Annotated in this window: 14 protein-coding genes; 6 read left to right on the top strand and 8 right to left on the bottom strand. The window is 66.1% G+C overall.

Annotated features, from left to right (window positions below; genetic code table 11):
• Positions 1-675 precede the first annotated feature (675 nt).
• Positions 676-999, top strand: coding sequence for a hypothetical protein (locus ACQR03_RS17345; protein WP_315715405.1), 324 nt, complete (start codon positions 676-678; stop codon positions 997-999).
• Between the two features lie 102 nt (positions 1,000-1,101).
• Here ACQR03_RS17345 and ACQR03_RS17340 read toward each other — a convergent pair whose 3' ends face one another.
• Complete coding sequence (locus ACQR03_RS17340) at positions 1,102-2,655, bottom strand: glycosyltransferase family 39 protein (protein WP_434841772.1); 1,554 nt, start codon at positions 2,653-2,655, stop codon at positions 1,102-1,104.
• 413 nt (positions 2,656-3,068) lie between these two features.
• Here ACQR03_RS17340 and ACQR03_RS17335 point away from each other — a divergent pair, with 413 nt between their 5' ends.
• Entirely contained in the window at positions 3,069-3,740 is a 672-nt protein-coding gene (locus ACQR03_RS17335; protein WP_315715407.1) for a response regulator transcription factor, read from the top strand.
• On the top strand, positions 3,737-5,185 hold the full coding sequence (locus tag ACQR03_RS17330; RefSeq protein ID WP_316172737.1) for a sensor histidine kinase: 1,449 nt from the start codon (positions 3,737-3,739) through the stop codon (positions 5,183-5,185). Before ACQR03_RS17335 ends, ACQR03_RS17330 begins: the two co-directional genes overlap by 4 nt.
• A 31-nt stretch (positions 5,186-5,216) precedes the next feature.
• On the opposite strand, the gene ACQR03_RS17325 is transcribed toward ACQR03_RS17330, so the two are convergent.
• Positions 5,217-6,329, bottom strand: coding sequence for a TAXI family TRAP transporter solute-binding subunit (locus ACQR03_RS17325; RefSeq protein ID WP_409999215.1), 1,113 nt, complete (start codon positions 6,327-6,329; stop codon positions 5,217-5,219).
• 340 nt (positions 6,330-6,669) lie between these two features.
• The gene (locus tag ACQR03_RS17320; protein WP_315715410.1) at positions 6,670-7,620 is read right to left on the bottom strand and encodes an aldo/keto reductase; all 951 of its coding nucleotides are present in this window, start codon (positions 7,618-7,620) and stop codon (positions 6,670-6,672) included.
• A 252-nt stretch (positions 7,621-7,872) separates the two neighbouring features.
• On the opposite strand from ACQR03_RS17320, the gene ACQR03_RS17315 reads away from it, so the two are divergent.
• Both ACQR03_RS17315 and ACQR03_RS17310 read left to right on the top strand, forming a co-directional pair.
• The gene (locus tag ACQR03_RS17315; protein ID WP_316172735.1) at positions 7,873-9,114 is read left to right on the top strand and encodes an NF038122 family metalloprotease; all 1,242 of its coding nucleotides are present in this window, start codon (positions 7,873-7,875) and stop codon (positions 9,112-9,114) included.
• 758 nt (positions 9,115-9,872) lie between these two features.
• A complete protein-coding gene (locus ACQR03_RS17310; protein ID WP_434841771.1) occupies positions 9,873-10,313 on the top strand; it encodes a hypothetical protein in 441 nt (146 codons plus the stop codon).
• 246 nt (positions 10,314-10,559) lie between these two features.
• On the opposite strand, the gene ACQR03_RS17305 is transcribed toward ACQR03_RS17310, so the two are convergent.
• The 5 genes from ACQR03_RS17305 to ACQR03_RS17285 all read right to left on the bottom strand — a co-directional run bounded on the left by ACQR03_RS17305 (position 10,560) and on the right by ACQR03_RS17285 (position 18,398).
• On the bottom strand, positions 10,560-10,775 hold the full coding sequence (locus ACQR03_RS17305; protein ID WP_434841770.1) for a hypothetical protein: 216 nt from the start codon (positions 10,773-10,775) through the stop codon (positions 10,560-10,562).
• A 38-nt stretch (positions 10,776-10,813) separates the two neighbouring features.
• On the bottom strand, positions 10,814-12,001 hold the full coding sequence (locus tag ACQR03_RS17300; protein WP_434841769.1) for a TCR/Tet family MFS transporter: 1,188 nt from the start codon (positions 11,999-12,001) through the stop codon (positions 10,814-10,816).
• A 444-nt stretch (positions 12,002-12,445) separates the two neighbouring features.
• The gene (locus ACQR03_RS17295) at positions 12,446-14,512 is read right to left on the bottom strand and encodes an acyltransferase family protein (protein WP_434841768.1); all 2,067 of its coding nucleotides are present in this window, start codon (positions 14,510-14,512) and stop codon (positions 12,446-12,448) included.
• A 1,042-nt stretch (positions 14,513-15,554) separates the two neighbouring features.
• Complete coding sequence (locus ACQR03_RS17290; RefSeq protein WP_434841767.1) at positions 15,555-17,579, bottom strand: YgiQ family radical SAM protein; 2,025 nt, start codon at positions 17,577-17,579, stop codon at positions 15,555-15,557.
• A 132-nt stretch (positions 17,580-17,711) separates the two neighbouring features.
• Positions 17,712-18,398 carry a hypothetical protein gene (locus ACQR03_RS17285; protein WP_434841766.1) on the bottom strand — a complete coding sequence of 229 codons (687 nt, stop codon included), beginning with the start codon at positions 18,396-18,398 and terminating at the stop codon, positions 17,712-17,714.
• A gap of 106 nt (positions 18,399-18,504) precedes the next feature.
• Here ACQR03_RS17285 and ACQR03_RS17280 point away from each other — a divergent pair, with 106 nt between their 5' ends.
• Positions 18,505-19,197 (top strand): HAD family hydrolase, encoded by a 693-nt coding sequence (locus ACQR03_RS17280; protein WP_316167295.1) that lies wholly within the window; start codon positions 18,505-18,507, stop codon positions 19,195-19,197.
• Positions 19,198-19,319 lie beyond the last annotated feature (122 nt).

The following is a 19,319-nucleotide window of genomic DNA, read 5'->3' as shown; positions in this document are numbered from 1 at the left end:
GACGCCGCGGTGAGCGCGCGCACCGGACGCTCTGAATCGCCGCCGCTCATACGGAACTACATCGCCGTTGCGCGGTCGGAACGTGAAGCACATCAGCGCGCTGTCGGGCCCGTTGTCGTCCATCACATCGAATCCCGCTCCTCGCGCGCGCTGTGTTCAGCGCGGAGGCCATCGGCACGGCCGCCCTTGGAATTCTTCCCGGCCATGCACTGGTGAGATGCCCGGATCATCCGCGTCGTACTGTAATCCTGCGGTAAGGCCGTGACGCTAGCTTCAACGCGTCCTTGATCGAGGTCACATCGGTTTGCCATCGACAGCGTGTCATGATGAGCCATTGCTCGCCGTCTCTCGATGTGGCGTTCGATCGGAAGGACATTGGAGCGCCGCCGCAGACCCGAAAGCCCGGCCTGATCAGGTCGGCTCCGTCCCACCTGCGGCACCTTCCATCATGATCTGGCGCCGCATGGCTTCGAACGTCGTCGGAGTCCAGTGAGCAGGCCGTTCGGTTTGTGTCCCAGCCCCACACGTCCGAATGGCCTGCCATGATGGACCTCGCGGCGGTGCTCGCGCTCACATGTTCGTTGTGCATCTGCCATCCGCCGTCTGTAATGATGCGGTAAGCCGCAGACACGAGTCTCCCGCAGCGATGGCTGAGCCGATCGCAAGGAGAACCCAATGAAACGAATTTGCGCGCTTATGATCATGGCCTCGACCATCGCTGGCACGATCGCCACGCCGGCCAACGCTGGCGGGAATCGCGGAGCGGCGGTCGCCGCTGGCGTCGTCGGAGGTCTGGCGATCGGAGCCCTGATCGGTTCGGCGGCAACCGCCCGTTCCGCGCCCACCTATGTCTACAGCTACGACGACTATCCGCCGCCGCGGGTCGTCTATCGTCGTCACCGCGTCTATGAGTACGACGCGGAATACGGCAACTATGGCGACGGCTATTTGTCCGGCTACCGGGACGGCTATTCCGACGGATCCTGGGACAACGACTGAGACCGCCGCCCGAGGACAAGGTCCCGCCAATACGGGACCTTGTCCTTGGTCCGAATGTTCGGATCCGCTGACGAGGCTGCCGCGTCCGGCGTTGCCTCAATCCTATGGTTCCTTCGGCCGCGTCACCAGGAATGCCACCACCGTTCGTGTGCATCCTGTCCAGCCGAGCAGCCGCGCCTGCACCGCGAACTCGCGCTTGACGTAGGTGCCGGATCGGGCGGCCGCCGCTTCCGCGGCGCCGATGCAATCCGCCTGGTCGCGGAAGCACAGCGAAATCCAGCCTTCGCTGCCAGAGTCCGCACCGGTCTTGTGGATCGAGACGGGTAGACCGTAAGCGGGATGATCAGCGCTGTAGAAGGCAGTTGCGAGCGCGAGGCTCTCGGTGCCGCCGACATGCTCGAGCGGCTTGCCCGTCAACTCCCGCCATTGGCGCGTCGCTTCCCGCGCGGTCTGCTGGTAGAAGGTGCGGCCTTCCTCATAGCCGTGCCTGTTGCGGTAGAAGGCGTGGAGCGGCGCCGCGACGATCGCAGCCAGGACGGCGATCCCGGCCGTCAGCACCGCGATGTTGACGGTGTGGAAGCGCGCGATCGGATAGCCTGCGCCGCAGACGATCACCACGACGAACAGGAACAGTCCCTGCAGTGCCCATAGCGATGGCAGGTCGGTACCCATGATCAGCGCGTTGATGACGGGCAGACCGACCGTGCCGATGGCGATATAGGACAACAGCCGGAGGCCGCCGTTCAGCGCGGCCATCTCCGTGGTGAAAGACCTGATCCTGGCGCCGGCGACGATCAGCCAGGTGGCAGCCGGCACGGCCATCGCGGCCGCGAGCCCCAGCAGGAAGAACAGGGAATCCCGCGACGACGTCGCCAGGGTGGAGCGCGCGTGCATCAGCGCATGCTGGATGGGCGCGTCGTGTCCGACGAGCCAGTCGAGATGCATCGACAGTGCGGCGAGGCCTGCGGCCGTGGAGATCCATGGCGACGCCGAGGTGAAATAGGCGCGTCGCTGCGGATGCGCCATGGCGGCGAATGCGAAGCTCATCACCAGAAAGATCGAGTAGTACTTGCCGAGCAGCGCGAGCGCGGCCGTCAGGCCGGCGGCCGCCGCCCAGGGCATCGTTCGCGTTTCGAATGCGCGCAGGAAGCAGTAGGTGGCGAGCGGCCACGTCGCCAATTGCACCGAGTTCGCGTTGAAGCGCTGCGCGTGAAACTGATAGGCCGGCGTCAGCATCAGCAGCAGCAGCACGATCACCCGCTTGTCCCCGACGACGAAGCGGCGCGAAATCAGGTCGACGAACCACAGCGCCAGCGCCGCATTGGTCATCGCCATCAGGTGGAACGACCAGTCGGAAAGAGGGAAGACGGCGGTCCAGGCGCCGGCGATCCAGCCCATCAGTGGCGGATGCTTGTCGTAGCCCCAGGCGAACTGCCGTCCGAATGTCCAGGTCTCGATCACGTCGGGATGCAGGCCGGCGCCGGCATAGGCGATCGAGAGATAGGCCGTCCACACGGCCACGAAGCACACCAGCAGCAGCGGCACGGCCCAGCCGGCCTCGATGCCGTCGAGCCAGCGCAGGAACGGACGGCGCCAGGCCGCCGGATGACAGTCCGACCGTTCGGCGACGGTCGAGAACGCAAAGCCATGGAACATGTCGGTGTTGATCAATGATGAGGCGACGGATGTGACGCGCGATCGGCAGCCGCGGCCGACAAAGAATGGCGGATCGCCCGGTATGTCCGGTCGATCATGCGGCAGGCTTCATGCGGGCGAATCCTCGGCGCGTATTTGAATGCCAGTCTAGGCCGAGACGATTACGAAAGGCTGACGTCGAAAATCGTATCATCGCGGCATGGCACGTCATACCACCGCAATCGCGCCGGCCGAGAAGTCGTTCAGCTTGCAACTGAGATATCGCGATGGAGGCTCGATCAGCCCTGGCAGATCGGGTCGACTTCGATTGAGCGCTGAAAAAACAACGGTATCAAAATGCCGCCGACGTAATCCTATTGTAATCCGTCTGTAATGATAGGAACAGCCGATTGTCGATGTTGCGGGAGGATGGCGTGCGCGTTCTGGTCGTTGAGGACGATCCCCAGCTCGGGCTCTGGCTGCGGGATGCACTCGCGACGGCGTTCGGCTCGTCGGACATCGTCACGACGCTCGACGAGGCGCGGGCGGCGATCGCGGTGCGCAATTTCGAGCTCGTGGTCATTGACCGCGGACTACCGGACGGCGACGGGCTGGCGCTATTGCCGGACCTGCGGCAGCAGAAGCCGAGCCCCGCGACCGTGGTGCTGACGGCGCTCGACGATCCCGCCGACATCGCGCGTGCGCTCGACGAGGGCGCGGACGACTACGTCGCCAAGCCGTTCGAGCCGATCGAGCTGGTGGCACGAGCGAGGGCGGTGCTGCGCCGGCTGTTTCTCGACCGCGGCGCGATGGTCTCGATCGCCAATCTGGGCTTCGACATCGTCAATCGCGCGGTCTGCGTCGACCAGGCGCCGATCGTGGTGCCCAGGCGCGAACTGGCGATCCTCGAGGCGCTGGTTCGCCGCAGCGGGCGGGTGGTGCTGCGCGAGACGTTGGAGACCGCGGCCTACGGCTTCGAGGACGAGATCCAGTCGAACGCGATCGAGGCCCATGTGTCGCGGCTGCGCCGCCGCCTGCGCGAAGCCAATTGCAGGGCGACGATCAGGCCGGTGCGCGGCCTCGGCTATCTCCTGAGCGGCGAGTGACGCAGGTGAGGTGGCAGAAGCTCAGCCGTATCCGCCGCTCCATCACGCTGCTCTCCGCGACGCTGATTGCGGTCGTTACCACCATCATGCTGATCTGCGCCGCTGCCTTGCTGATCCGCTTCGGCGGCGACGATGACGGCACGTGGGGTGCGGCCGACGTTGCCGACGCGCTGAAGGAGGCCGTGGCTCGCGATGCTGGCGGCCAATTGCTCGTGAAGCAGACGCCCCGCCTCGACACGATCATGCAGGACTTCCCGACGTTCTGGTACGTCGTCTCCGACAAGAGCGGCGAGGTGAGCTACGGGCCGATTCCGAAATGGCGGCCGCACAAGGGTCCGTCGTCGCAGAACGGCACCAGCTTCCTGGCCTATGCGATCGACGGCGAGACCCGGCGCCTGAAACGGATGATGGCGGTCCGCAATACGCCGGTCGGCGAGGTCTTGATCGAGACCGGCGGCGTCGCCTACACGTCGACGCAGCTGATGACGGGCACCTTGACCGACGCGACCATCGTCGCGCTTCCGATCATCCTGGTCCTGGTCGCGACGGTGCTGGCGGCGCTGTTGTTCGTGCCGACGCTGATCGCCCGCCCGGTGCGTGCGGTCGCACGCGCGGCCGAGATGATCGACGGCGTGCCCGACGGCCGAAGGCTGCCCGAGCGGGACGCGCCGGCCGAATTGCTGCCGCTGGTCACCGCCTTCAACCGCGCCTTGTCGCGCATCGACCACGCCGCCGAGGCGCAGCGCAACTTCCTGTCCAATGCCGCCCACGAGCTGCGGACCCCGCTGACCAACGCCCGCACCATGCTGGAGGCGGTGCCGGATGCCGGCCTGCGCGCGAAACTGGTCGGCGAGAACCAGAAGCTGTCGTCGATCGTCACCATGCTGCTGCAACTGGCGCGGATTTCGCTGGAGCCGGACGAGCTGGGCGAGATCGACCTGGTCGCGTTGGCGCGGCGCGTCACCGCCGAGCACGTGCCGATGGCGCTGCACTCCGGGCTCGAGATCGGCTTCGCCGGCTGCGATGCGCCGGTCCGGATCCGCGGCTCGGAGCCAGCGATCGCGGTCGCGCTCTCCAACCTGATCAGGAATGCGGTCGCGCATGCCGGCGCGGGCGGTCCGATCCTCGTCGAGGTCGACGCCGCGGCGCGCCTGCGCGTGATCGATTCGGGGCCCGGCCTGCAATCCGATCAGCCCGAACGCCTGCTGCGGCCGTTCGAGCGCGGCCACGCTCGCGGCGAAGGCATGGGGCTCGGGCTTTCGATCGTCTCGCAGGTCATGGCGACGCATCAGGGCGGCGTCGCGCTGCGCGAGACGCCGGGCGGCGGCACCACGGTCGAGCTCAGCTTCGCGCGCGCCGCGCCTTCGCAAGGCGGCGCTGCGGATGCGACATTGCCGGCCGTCCGGCGCACGGCCGAGCAGGCGGGATTGCCGCCGCGCTCCTGATGTCGAGACATTCCTTCCGGCGGTTCGGCGCTCAGCGCGGCTCCCTGCTCCGCTGCCACTTCAGGAAGTCGCTGTAGAGTCGCGCGGCCTCGTCCGGCGACATCCTCGCCTGCGCCTTGCGCTCGTCGAGAAACTTGCGGAATTCGGCCGGGTTGGCATCCTGGCCCGGCGACTGCATGGCGCGAGCGCCATCGAGCCATTCCTGCGCCGCCTTGAAGCGGACCAGGCCCTGCACCGGCGCCGACAGCACGGTATCGCGCCATTTCGGATGCCGCGGCGGCGATTGCAGCACCTGGATCTTGCCGAACAGCGCGTCGACGAACCGCGCCGTGCGGCGATAGCGCTCGCTGTTCTCCGGCCAATTGTAGACCATCAGCACGGTCGAGGCGGCGACGGTCTCGACCTTGGTGCCCGGCGGCACCAGGTTCGGATATTCCTCGGACGAGAACGACGACGGCAGATAGATGTCCTGCAGCGCGTGGTCATAGGGGATCGTCAAGAGATGCAGCCGGCCGCCCTCGTTCTTGATGCCCTTGATGATCGGCGCGTCCTTCGACACCGAGGCGATCCAGGCGTCGCCCTGGCCGTCGATCAGCTTCTGCAGTCCGCCGGTCGGATCGGTCTGGGAGTCGATGTCGGCGCGAATGCCGAGCCGGCGGAAGATCGTGCGCGCCGCCGGCAGGCCGATCGAGCGCTCGGCGAACACCCGCCGTCCATTGAGATCCTCCAGCGAGCGGATCTCGCGCCGCGCGACGATGTGGACGTCGTTGTGGAAGAGCTGCGCGATGTAGCGCACGCGCTGGGCAATGTCTGGAATGTTGTATTCCGTCTTCACGAATTCCAGCGCGTCGGTGGTGACGAAGCCCATGTCGATGTTCTTCAACATGATGATGTCGATGAGGTTCTGCGCTGAGCCCCTGCCGAGGATCGGCAGCACGCGCAGGCTCTCGCCCTCGTCGAGCACCGCGGCCATGTCGGAGCCCATGACCGACATCGGCCCGCCGATCGGCGCGGTGATCACGGTGACGGTGCCGGAGTTCAGCGCCTCGCGGTCCGGCAGCGTACCGACGGCGCCGCCGGTCGGCGGGCGCTGCGGCAATTGCTGCGCTCGGGCGCTGCCAGACAGCGCCACGAGGGATGACAGAACACATGCAAATAGGAATGCGCCAACAGTTACGCGCGCGACACGATTCACCGAACGCTTCCTCGATACATTCTAAATTGACAGTGGACTTAGCAGTTCGATCCCGGCCGAAGTTTGGCCGTGAGGTGGCGATCCGCGAGATGCTGCAAAGTCGCCCGGCCCGCTTCACCGCTGTGCTGAAAATGCGGTGCAGGAGCGTGATCGAGTGTTGCGATCGGGGACCGGCGCTGAGCGCGCCGAATCCTCGATCACAGGCCGTGTTCGGTGGAGAACGACCGTCCTGCGTGCGTGTCGAAACGTCGCACGCCTGGCGCTGAATGGTGGCGCCGCGCGCCGGCGCTCACGCGCTCGCCGCGTCGAGCCGCGCGACCTGGTCCGCGGTCAGCGCGAGCTCCGTCGCCGCCACCAGCGTGTCGACGTGCTCGGGCCTGGTGGCGCTGGCGATCGGCGCCGTCACCGAGGGCTTGGCCAGCAGCCACGCCAGCGCGATCGAGGCCTGCTGCGCTCCGGTCTCCCTTGCGACCGCGTCCAGCGCGGCGAGGATGCGCATGCCGCGTTCGTTCATGTATTTCGGGATGCCGCGCTGTCCGCGCGGGCTCTTGCCGAAATCGGCCTCCGAGCGATACTTGCCGGTGAGGAAGCCGGCGGCCAGCGAGAAGAAGGTGATGACGCCGACGCCGTAGTTCTCGCAGACGCGTTGCAGCGCGCCTTCGTAGGATGCGCGCTCGGCGAGGCTGTATTCCGGCTGCAGGCTCTCATAGCGCGGCAAGCCGCTCTTCGCCGACAGCTCGAGCGCGGCCTGCAGCCGCTCCGCCGAGAAGTTCGAGGCGCCGATGACCCGCACCTTGCCGGCCTTGATCAGCCTGTCATAGGCCGCCAGCGTCTCCTCCTGCGGCGTCGTCTCGTCGTCCTTGTGCGATTGATAGAGATCGATCACGTCGGTCTGCAGCCGGCGCAGGCTGTCCTCCACCGCGCGCGCGATGTAGTCGGCCTTCAGCCCGACCTTGCCGTCGCCCATGTCCATGCCGACCTTGGTGGCGAGGATGACACGATCGCGATTGCCGCGCAGCTTCATCCATTTGCCGATGATGGTCTCGGACTCGCCGCCGCTGTGGCCGGGCACCCAGCGCGAATAGACGTCCGCCGTGTCGAGGAAGTTGATGCCGGACTCCAGCACCTTGTCGAGCAGGCGGAACGAGGCCGCCTCGTCCACCGTCCAGCCGAACACGTTGCAGCCGAAGCAGAGGGGCGGAACGTTGAGGCCGGAACGGCCGAGCGGGCGCATCTTCATGGGAGGCTCTCGATCTGAATGATGTTGGCTGCATCCGTCGCGGACGCCTGCCGCAGATTGCCGTCATTCGTCGCGCGAGACCAGCGCGGCAGGAGCATGGCGGGCCCGCCCGGCCGCATCCAAACCGTGGCACGGCTGCCCCGAAGTGGGTCCGGCAGCGTCAGACTTTTCACTCACTTGCCGATGATGGTCGCAGCCTGCGAACGCCTCGCAGCTGGAGACGCGGGGGGCCATGATCAAGGAGTCCGTCTGATGAACACGCTGACCCATGACCAGCTCGGGCTGAGCTCAGATGGCCTCATGATGCCCGATCCGGCCGCGGCGGCGAAGAACACGACGACCAATATGGCTGCGGCTGCCTCGCCTGTCGTGCTGCTGCCGCCCGGCGCGGTGTCGGATCCGGTGGTACACGCCGACGGCTCCGAGACCGTCTCGGTTCACACCGGCGGGCTCACCTTCAACCTCACCTTCGATGCCGCCGCCGCGGCCGCGCCCGAAAGCTTCCGCGCCGGCGTCGAGCAGGCGGCGGCGATCCTGTCCTCGGCGATCACCGATCAGGCCACGGTCAACCTCGCGATCGATTTCGCCGGCACCGGCGGCGGGGCCGGCGCCAATGTCTCCAATGGCGTGCTCACCAGCTACGCGCAGCTCCGAACCGATCTGCAGGACCACGCGGCGGCCGGCGACACGGTGTTCGACAACCTGCCGACGGGGCGGGCAGTGCAGGGCCATTCCCAGGTGTTCGTCGCCAATGCTCAGGCCAAGGTGCTCGGGCTCATCGATCCAAACAGCACGACGACTGAGGACGGCTTCGCCGTCTTCAACACCGACATCCCGACGCAGTCGCTGGTCGGCGTCGCGCTGCACGAACTGTCGCATGCGCTGGGACGGGTGCCGTCGCCGGGCAATCTCGACATCTTCGACCTGTTCGACTTCACCAAGCCGGGGCAGCATCTGATCAACAACAGCATCAGCTCGGCGCCTCCCGCGTATTTCTCGCTCGACGGCGGGCTCACCAAGATCGCCGATTACGGCCAGATGTCGGACCCGGCCGACTTCCTCAACACCGGCATCCAGGGCGCCCGCGATCCCTTGAACGAATTCTACAATCCGACCACGTCGCAGACGCTGTCGCCGATCGATCTCGTGGTGCTGGAGACGCTCGGCTACAATATCTCGACTCCCGACACGCAGGCCCTGCTCGCCCAGATCCCGCACGCCGCCGGGGTCGCCGCACCGGTGCAGACGCCGCAGCAGGCCGTCGCGATCGCCTCCGCGGTGGCCGCCGAGACGGCCGCCAGCCTCACCAAGCTGGGTGATGCCGCCGGCGCCGCGCAGGTGCTGGCGAATGTCCAGGCCGACGCTGCTGCGCTGAATGGCGCCGATGCCGGCGCGAACCATGACCAAGCAACGGCCCATGCGTCCTATTCCGCCGAGCCGCACCACGATCCGATGATGCTCGCGATGCATCTGCACGCGATCAGTGCGAACTGAGGCGGTCGCTACCAGCAGAGGATTGATTGGGCGCGAGAAGGCCATCGCGTAGTCGATCTAAGTCATGCCCGCCATTTCATCGTCGTCATGGCCGGGCTTGCCCCGGCCATCTCCGTCGCAGTCGCCTGAACTGAAAGGCGTGATGTAGCCAAGCGATCGGGCGGATCGGAGGTGCGGTCCGCTCACGATCGATCGCCATGTGTCCGACGCGACAGGTCAGGATCGCTCGCGGTCGCGTTGTCGGTCGAGTTGACGCAAATAGCTCAAGCCGCAGACGGTCAGCCGGCCGGGATCATGCACGCCCTGATCGGCCATCCCGCGCATGTGCCGCGCCAGCGCGCGCCGCGCGTCCTCTGGTCCAGATCGTGTCTGGCCATGCGGCGATAGATCTGCATCGCTCGCGAGAGCGGCTTGGCAAGTTCGATCCGAGGCATCGAAGTCAACGGAAGATGGCGGCGATCGTTCCGTATGCCGGCCCATCATCGGAGCCAACTGGTGCGCCGCTGATTTCGCGCACCGCAAACGATGCGGATGGTCCCCGCGTTCGGCTCCTACCGATAGACGACGATCGCCGCAGGCGGGTTGACCTCAACCTCGGTCTTCGACCGCCATGTCAAGACATCTTCGGGGCAAAAGCACCAAGTCTCGACGCGTCGCATATTGCACGGTTCACGGGAACTCGCGTATCTTTCAGGTAGCGCGAATACGACGGTGATTACTCGGGGGCGAGGCGATCGTTGGGCGCTGGGGGATCGTTCATGGGAATGAAGTTCGCTTTGCGTGCGGCGCTGACGGGGGCTGCCATTGCGCTGCTCGGTGGATGTGCGATGTCGCCGGAGGGCCTGAATTCGCGCGACGTCGCCGACAGCAAAAGCTTTTCCGAAAGTTACGAGGAGATCTTCCGCCGCTTGAGCGAGACCGGCAAGCGCTGTTATCCGCCCGTCCGGGTCTTTGGCAATCCGGGCAACCCGGGCGGGGGACAGATCGAATCTGAAGGCGAGCTACACCGCGACCGCGGCTTTGCGGAGTTTCGCCTGGTCGCAGGCAGCTATGGGGTCCGGATGAACTACTTCGTCGCGGCGCGCATCGAAAAGTCCGGCTCCGGCTCGCGCGTCACCATCAAGGTCAGCAACCCCATGGGAGCAGGCCCCCTGAGCGACCGCATCTACCGCTGGGCCGGTGGGGACTCGAGCTGCTAGCTCCGAGCTTCAAGAGCTGCCGTAATGACCAAGAAGCTCGAGCCGATGCATCCCGGAGAGGTTCTGCGCGAGGAGTTCCTGGTTCCGCTCGAGATGTGAGCGGGCGCTCTCGCCAAGATTCCGGGCGGCTTGAGGACCGGAGGCTTGGCGCGTCCGCGGGCAGGGGGATCTCAAGCTTCGTGCACTGTCACCGTGACCGCGGGGCGGCGAGCTGGCCGATCGCCCGCCGCGTCCCGGCACGGCAGATCAGGATTGGTCGGAGCCGCGTTGTCGGTCGAGCTTGCGCAGATAGCTGAGGCCGCACACGGTCAGCCGGCCGGGATCATGCACGCCTTGTTCGGCCAGTCCGCGGATATGCCGCGCCAGGGCGCGCCGCGCTCCCTGGTCCAGATCGTGTCTGGCCACGCGACGATAGATCTGCACCGCTCGAACGAGCGGCTTTGCGAGTTCGATCTCAGGCATCCGGGCCAACGGGCGGCGATGGCGATGGTTCCGACGCATCAGGGCGCAGGCGCCGGCTTGGCCGGGCGCAGCGTGACGACGACGGGAATGGCGATCGCGTAGATGGCGACGACCGACAGCCAGATCGCCCCGGGCCATTCGTCCCTGACGGCGAAGTACAGGCTCGAGAAGCCGAGCGGCGCAACGATCGAGGCGAGGCTGACCGTGGCGGCGAGCACGCCCTGGAACTGGCCCTGCAAATGTGCGTCCACCTGCCGGGTGGCGATCGACTGCAGGGCCGGCATGCCCATGCCGCCGAGCGCGAACAGCGGCATCGCGCCAAACACCATCCAGCTCTGGTTGGCGAACGCCATGGCGGTGAGGGCCGTGCAGACACAGGTCACTCCGGTCAGGATGGCGCCGCGCTCGGTCAGCAATCTCACGGCCGGACCGGGAAGGAATATTTGGGCCAGCATCTGGCACACCCCGAAGGTGCCGAGCGACAGGCCGATCCAAAGACCGCTCCAGTGGAAGGCGTCGCCGCCCCACAGCGCCCAGCAGACGCCATAGGCCTCGCCGGTCGCACTGAACAGGAAGAAGAGGAGAACGACCGGCAGCAGGCTCTTGACGGCGAACACCCAGCGCAGTGGCCGCAGCGGGTTCAGAACTGCGATCTCGATCTTGCCAGGGTCCGGTGGTCGCGATTCCGGCAGCATCAGCAACGCCAGCAGGACGTTGCATCCGTTCAAGGCCGCCGCCACGACGAACGGCAGCCGCAGCCAATGGTCGCCGAGCGCGCCGCCGAGCACGGGCCCGATGATGAATCCCATGCCGAACATCGCATTGAGGAGGCCGAAGCGGCGGGCCCGCTCGTCCTCGCGCGAGACGTCGGTGATGTAGGCCGTGGCCACCGAGACGTTGGCGCTGGTGACGCCGGCGATGGCGCGGCCGAGCAGGAGCATCCAGAGATCGGGCGCAGCGGCCAGGAACAGGTAGTTGACGATGGCGCCGGCCAGCGAGACCAGCAGCAGCGGGCGCCGGCCGAGCCGATCGCTCAGCGAGCCCAGCACCGGGGCGCAGATGAACTGCATCGCGGCGTAGAGCGCCGTCATGACGCCGAGAAGGAACGCCACGTCGCCGGTGTGGGTCACGTCGTGCAGCAGCGCCGGCAGGATCGGAAAGATCAGCCCGATGCCGGCGGCATCGAGCACGATGGTGAGATAGATGACGGCAACAGCCCTGGTCATGGCGCGGGTCCACGCGAGCCGATGGCGCAAACACGCGCGACCGCTCGCTGGAGCCTGACGATCCGTCAGGCGATTGATGTGTGGGAGACGCTGGGCCGGTCCATGCCAGAAAGGCAGATGGACGGCTTGTACTCGGCCGCAGGCAACGGCCGCTTTTCGCGACAGGCGCCGTCTATACGTGACGAACGGCCGGCGCAAGCCGCTTTTTCCGAACGACGATCGGCGCATTCAATGCATATTCATCGATCCATCGCCGAAGCTCTGCCTCAATCTGCCGACCGACTACGACGTCCGCGAGGCGCGATCTCGGCAAGATTCTCGATCGCATCGAGCCGGTGAACAAGCCGCGGGCGGTTTTGAGCGGACAGGTCGGGCGATGGCAGGCGGACGTGGATGGGCTGCGCGGGACGTCTCGTGATCCGCCCCCGGCAATGCGCCGTATCTTCACTGCACTCCTGGCCGGTCATCGAGAGTCCCCGTCCTGCCACCGTGCGGCTGCGCGTCGTCACGCGTCCTCGGCTGGACGTCGCGTTGGATCAACGGGGTGAGCAGGTGCTCGGCGAGGTAGAGGGACGCAAGCGGTCGCAGGTGCGCATTATCGAAGCTCACGAGACCCTCGCGCCGGTTGCGATCGAGATAGATGAGGCAGCCTTCTCGATTGCAGAAGAAGTCATGAAGGCTCTGGTACTCGAACGGTTCGTTGGCCTGGAGCTCGTCTCGAAATGCCTTGTCGATGCCAAGCGCATGCTGGTCGAGGTGCGTCGAGATTCGTGCCGGTGTGAACTGCCAATAGTGCTGCATGACCACCTTGAAGAGGAACGGTTCCCAATGAGGCGCCAGTCCGAGCACGATCACCCGTTTCACGCCGATCCGTTTGATGTCCCGAGACACCTCGCGCAGGTACTCCGTATCGAAGGAATTGTTGAATGAGATGACCACGACATCAGGAACGACCTTTTTGATTGTCGACAGCGCAAAGGAGTTGGACATCTCGCAGTAGTCGGTCGTCAGTCTGGTCAGATCGATCGGGTGTGGACGGCACCCCGACGCATAAACGAGCAGCAGGGACGTATCGGACGGAAGCGTCTTCCGTAAGCCATGGAAGAGATGCGCCGAATGAGAGTCGCCCCAGAGCAGCACCGCTCTGCGAGAGTGGCTGGTGTAGCAGTCCGGGCTGATGCCGTCCCGAGGGACGCGCGTGGGAAGCGCACTCTCGAAGTTGTAGAAGTTGCATTGGTTCTGATTGATTTCCACCAGCTCTTCCCGAGCTGGCGGCACGCCCGTGCGGAAGGAATCGAAATAGGCTGCGTAGCTGTTCAGATCGCCCGGCTTGAAGGTCCAGCCGTAGGTCATGGTCAGGGCGCCGATTCCCGCGAGCGTCGCCGAGGCACCGCAGAGCAGTGGGACCGACCGCAAGGGCGATTGCCCAAACCGGATCGGACGTTCCAGAAATCGATAGGTGATCCAGGCCAAACCGGCGCTCAGCGCGATGACGCCGGATCGAAGCGGTGCGGAGCCTGCCTCGCCCATCCAGGCGCGAGTCAGGACGAGCAGAGGCCAATGCCAGAGATAGAGCGGGTAGCTGATCAGCCCGATTCCAACCAGGAAAGGATGCGAGAGAATGCGTCGAGCGACCCAGCTATACGGCCCGGCGCCGACGAGCATGCAGGTCGCTGCGACAGGCAGCAGTGCTGCCCACCCGGGAAATGGCGTATTTCTCGAAATCAGGATCAGGCTCGCCGCCAACAGGACTATTCCCGACGCCGCGAGCCGATCGGAAATGGGTGATCGATGCCCCGCGTCAGGGACAGCGCCGAAGAGCGGCCTGGTGTATGGGGACGACGCGATCGCCAGCAGGCCGCCTGCAAACAGCTCCCATGCGCGCGTGAGCGGGGAGTAGAAGGCCTCGGTCGGGCTGGTGCCCATGGCTTTGATGTTCAGCAGAAATGACCCGACGAGCAGCAGCCCCACGAGGTACGGCAGGGCGCGCTTCCTTGTCCGCCAGCACAGCCACAGCAGCAGCGGCCAGAGGATGTAATATTGCTCTTCGATGCCCAGCGACCATAGGTGAAGCAGCGGCTTCGTTTCCGCGGCCAGGTCGAAATAGTTGGCCTCCTTCCAGAACAGCAGGTTCGCGGCAAATCCGGCGCTCGCCGCAACTTGCTTGCCGAGCTCCTTGTATTCGTCGGTGTACAGAAGAAAGCATCCGAGCAGGAGGGCGGCGAGAAGAACCACGATGAGGGCGGGGAAGATGCGCTTGACGCGACGAGCGTAGAAGGTCCGAACACGAAATGATCCGTTCGCCAGATCCGCAACGATGATCGAGGTGATCAAGAACCCGGATATGACGAAGAAGATGTCGACTCCTATGAAGCCGCCGCGAAGCACATGCGGAAAGGCGTGGAACACGACGACGGACATGACTGCGACAGCTCTCAGTCCGTCGATATCCGGCCTGTAGGCCGTGCCGACCACGGGAACCGGTTTCGAGCCGGCCACTGGCGCGTGCATGTGCGCTCTCTCCCCAAAAGAACGTTCGGCTTCTAATCGTCTTGGCTGCAATCAAACCCGCGAAAATGTCTGTTGTACAATTATGGCGGACAGTGCGGGGCAAACGCAATCATGAATGAGCGTCGTGAGGAGGTGGTCGCCATCGGTGGCGAACGTCGGCCCGTCCGTGCTCATCAGTTCTCTGTCGGCCCGACGGGCAATTCCCGCATCCCCGTCATGCGCAGATTGCCCGTCGAGCCAGTTTGTCGCACGCTGTTCGGCTTGCATCGTCGGGCAAATCAGAACGATGTTTCCGGCCATCCCGCTCGCGATGAAGAGGGACGTTTCGGCCGATCGTCACGGAGCGTAGCAAGCGGGGAGCGATGGACGTGTCGGGTTCGGGGCTTTCGCGCAAGCGGGCCGACGAATGAGCCTGGTGCGTACGGTCAAGTCGCGTGGTCCTGGCCTCCCGATGCTGAGGTCAAGCCGGTCGATGATGCGTCAGACGCGTCTCGCCGGTGATGGGGGCAAGACAGCCCGGTCCCCAGGGAGATCGCGAAGCAGCCGTTAAAACCAGCGCGCGGGGAAGGCCGGGTCGTCCGGCTGGACTCGTGGTACCTGCCGCCTGCATTTTTTTCTGCAGGCGGGCCACGGGCCTCAGTCGAGGTCCGGTCTTCCCCGCGCCCTCTCGTTTGTCGAGGGCGTTGTCGGCAGCATGACCTGGGCGCGAATGGCGTCGCGGGGCTGCGGTGGGCTGTTTGCAAACATCGTGGAGTGGATGCGGTGGTAGGGGGCGCGGATGCGTCATGCGCGCGGGCGCTTGCGATGCGTGTGAGACGGAGTGGCGGCCCTACAAACTCAATGTCGTCCCGGCCTTGAGCCGGGACCCATAACCATAGGCGGTCGTATGAGGCAGGCTGGTGGCTCAGAGCGTGCCCAACACGTCTCCCTGTGGTTATGGGTCCCGGATCTTCGCGCGCGATGCGCGCTCGTCCGGGACGACGCGGGAGTGTGGGGTGCGGGCTTGCCCTTGACGCCGAGATCGGAGGTCGTCCAGCGCGGACTACTTCCTGATCTTCACGCCCTTGGTCGTGAACCGTTGCGGCCTCGGCTCGGGTCGCACAGGCCGCCGCGTGACAGCGGCCTTGCCGGTGCCGGGCGGCTGATGCGCGGGCACCAGCTGATCCGGGCGCGAGCCGATCAGGTCGGCGCGGCCCATCGCGCGCAGCGCGTCGCGCAGCACCGGCCAGTTGTCCGGATCGTGATAGCGCAGGAATGCCTTGTGCAGCCTTCGCTGCCGCAGGCCCTTGATGGCTTCGACCTTGTCACTGCCGCCGTGACGCACGCCGCGCAACGGATTGACACCGGTGTGGTACATCGCCGTTGCGGTCGCCATCGGCGAGGGCAGGAAGGTCTGGACCTGATCGGCGCGGTAGCGGTTCTTCTTCAGCCACAGCGCGAGGTTCATCATGTCCTCGTCTGACGTGCCGGGATGGGCGGCGATGAAATACGGGATCAGGTAGTACTTCTTGCCGGCCTCCTTGGCGGCGGCGTCGAACATCTGCTTGAAGCGGTCATAGCTGCCGATGCCCGGCTTCATCATCTTGTCGAGCGGGCCGCGCTCGGTATGTTCCGGCGCGATCTTGAGATAGCCGCCGACGTGATGCGTGACGAGCTCCTTGATGTAGGCCGGGCTCTCGACCGCGAGGTCGTAGCGCACGCCGGAGGCCACCATCACGCGCTTGACGCCCTTGACCTCGCGCACCTTGCGATAGAGGCGGATGAGATCGTCATGCGAGGTGTTGAGGTTCGGGCAGATCTCCGGAAACACGCAGCTTGGCCGGCGGCACGCAGCCTCGACCTTCGGATCCTTGCAGGCCATCCGGTACATGTTGGCGGTCGGGCCGCCGATGTCGGAGATCACGCCGGTGAAGCCCGGCGTCTTGTCGCGGATGCGCTCGATCTCCTGCAAAATCGAGCCTTCCGAGCGGCTCTGGATGATGCGGCCCTCATGCTCGGTGATCGAGCAGAAGGTGCAGCCGCCGAAGCAGCCGCGCATGATCGTCACCGAGAACTTGATCATGTCCCAGGCCGGGATCTTGGCGTCGCCATAGGACGGATGCGGCGCGCGGGCATAGGGCAGATCGTAGACGCTATCCATCTCCGCCATGGTCAGCGGGATCGGCGGCGGGTTGAGCCAGAGGTCGCGGTCGCCATGACGCTGCACCAGGGGACGCGCATTGCCCGGATTGCTCTCCCGGTGCAGCACGCGCGAGGCGCGGGCATAGGCTTCCTTGTCGGCCTCGACCTGCTCGCAGGACGGCAGCCGGATAACCACGTCGCCCTTCTCGCGCGCAGCGCCTTCGTCGGCGGAGTCGAGATCGTCGGCGTGAAGCTCGACGTAGCCCTCAGGGACTTTGCGGAACAGCGCGGTGCCGCGCACCGACTGGATGTCCTTCGGCGCTTCGCCGCCGGCGATCCGATGCGCGACCTCGATCACCGCACGCTCGGCATTGCCGTAGATCAGGATGTCGGCCTTGGCGTCGGCCAGCACCGAGCGGCGCACCTTGTCGGACCAGTAGTCGTAATGCGCGATGCGGCGCAGCGACGCCTCGATGCCGCCGAGTACGACCGGCACGTCCTTGAACGCCTCGCGGCAGCGCTGCGCATAGACCAGCGTGCAGCGGTCCGGCCGCCTGCCGCCTTCGCCATTGGGCGTATAGGCGTCGTCGCTGCGGATGCGGCGATCGGCGGTGTAGCGGTTGACCATGGAATCCATGTTGCCGCCGGTGACGCCGAAGAACACGCGCGGTTTGCCGAGCGCCTTGAACGGCTCGGCGGAGTGCCAGTCGGGCTGCGAGATGATGCCGACGCGAAAGCCCTGGGCCTCGAGCAGCCGGCCGATGATCGCCATGCCGAAGGAAGGATGGTCGACATAGGCGTCGCCGGTCACCAGCACGATGTCGCAGGCGTCCCAGCCGAGCGCGTCCATCTCCTTCCGGCTCATCGGCAGGAACGGCGCAGGCTTGAGGTCCGCGCGATGGCGCGGCCAGGAACTCAGCGGTGGGGCGGTGAGGGCGATGTTCATCGCCCACGCATAGAGCCGCGGCGCTGCGAGTTCAACCGAAGCCCCGGTCGCAGGCGAGGGCAGGTGGTCAATTTGTCCGGAATGGTTCCCGCGGCGTTGCGCGGCCGACCTGACGTCGCGGTTCCTGCCGTCTCAGTTGAGGTGATGCGACGCGCCGTTGCGGCGCTTGAGCCAGCCATGGCCGAAATAGGCCAGCAGCGCAGCTGCGGCAAGCATGATCCACATCGAGGGCATCTTCGGGCGCGGGCTGCCGCCGGCCTCGCCGACCGTGACGGGGGCCATGCCGGGCTCGGTCATCGACACCAGCCGCAGGCCGGCGGCGTCGGTCGCGCGCCGCATGTCGGCGATGGCGGAGTGGGGCAGCGGGTCGGCGGCGAACAGCCGACCTGTCGCCGGCGCGTCGGACGCGGCGAGGTCGCTCGGCGGCGGCTCCATCGAAGACTGCGCGGCCTGGGTGCCGGAGGGCAGCTGCGCAAATGAGTTCAGGTTCGCCGGCCGATGCGGCTTCGGCCCATGCTGCGCCATCCGGTCCGGCTTCTCGGCCTTGTCCATCTTCTTCGGCGTCATGCTCTGCGGCACCGCGACCCGCACCTGCGGCCGCGAATAGGACGCGGGCTGGGTGACGGCCAGCATGCGGTCGGACCAGGCCATATAGGCCTTGCAGAGATCGTTGCAGTACTGGCCGTTGACCATGTCGCCGTTGGCGGGGCCGGCCTGCGCGGCGCCGGGCGCGGCAATGCAGATGACGGAGACCAGCGCGGCGGCCGCTCCGAGCCTCGACGATGTCAAAACAGGCAATGCGCTCAACTGGCCGATCATCGCAATTTCCCCCGTCGCGGTTTCACGCCGTTTGAGGAATAACGACAGCTGGTCTGGTCGAGAGTTGGATCAGATCGCGTCAACATCCGGATGAGTTGAGGTCAATTTGCTGATGCGAGGCGTTATCAATAAGGGGCGGGCTTTGCTGTTCGACATCGACGGCACGCTCGCTGATACCGATGCGCTGCATCTGCAGGCCTTCAACGCGGTGTTCGGGCCATATGGTCATGTGTTCGACCGCGCGCGGGCGGCACGCGAACTGCTCGGCCGATCCAATTTGTCGATCTCCGCCCAATTTCTGCCCGATCAGCCGCCCGAGCGGCGCGCGGCGGTCATGGCGCAGAAGGAGGAGGTGTTTCGCAGCCTCGCCGCCGGCGCGGTGCAGCCGCTGCCGGGCCTGATGGCGCTGCTCGATCGGGCCGCGGCGGCGGCGATTCCAGTGGTGGCCGTGACCAACGCGCCGCGGGCCAATGCCGAGCTGATCCTGCACGGGCTCGGCCTGATGGACCGGTTTCGCGCCGTGGTCATCGGCGACGAGCTGCCGCACGGCAAGCCGCACCCGCTGCCCTATCTGGAAGGCCTGCGCGCGATCGATGCCGTGCCGGAACGGTCGGTCGCCTTCGAGGATTCGCGCGCCGGCATCGCGGCGGCGACGGCGGCCGGCATCGCCACCGTCGGCATGCGCACCAATCTCGGTCACGACGAGCTGATCGCGGCCGGCGCGGCGCTGACCGCGGCGGCGTTCGACGACGCCGGCGTGCTGGATCTGGTGATGGCGCGGCTGGGAGGGAGACTGTGAGCGACGCGTCGCCATCCGGCGACAATGCCGCCGGCGGAGCTGACATGTCGCTGACATCGGGCAACAGCTTGCGGTCACCGCGCTTGCGCCATGGTGTCGATGAACGCGGCCGCCGGGTTGGC

It is taken from the genome of Bradyrhizobium sp. HKCCYLS3070 (genome assembly GCF_051167575.1).
Lineage (GTDB): Bacteria > Pseudomonadota > Alphaproteobacteria > Rhizobiales > Xanthobacteraceae > Bradyrhizobium.
This window is presented reverse-complemented; position numbering and strand designations above follow the sequence as displayed.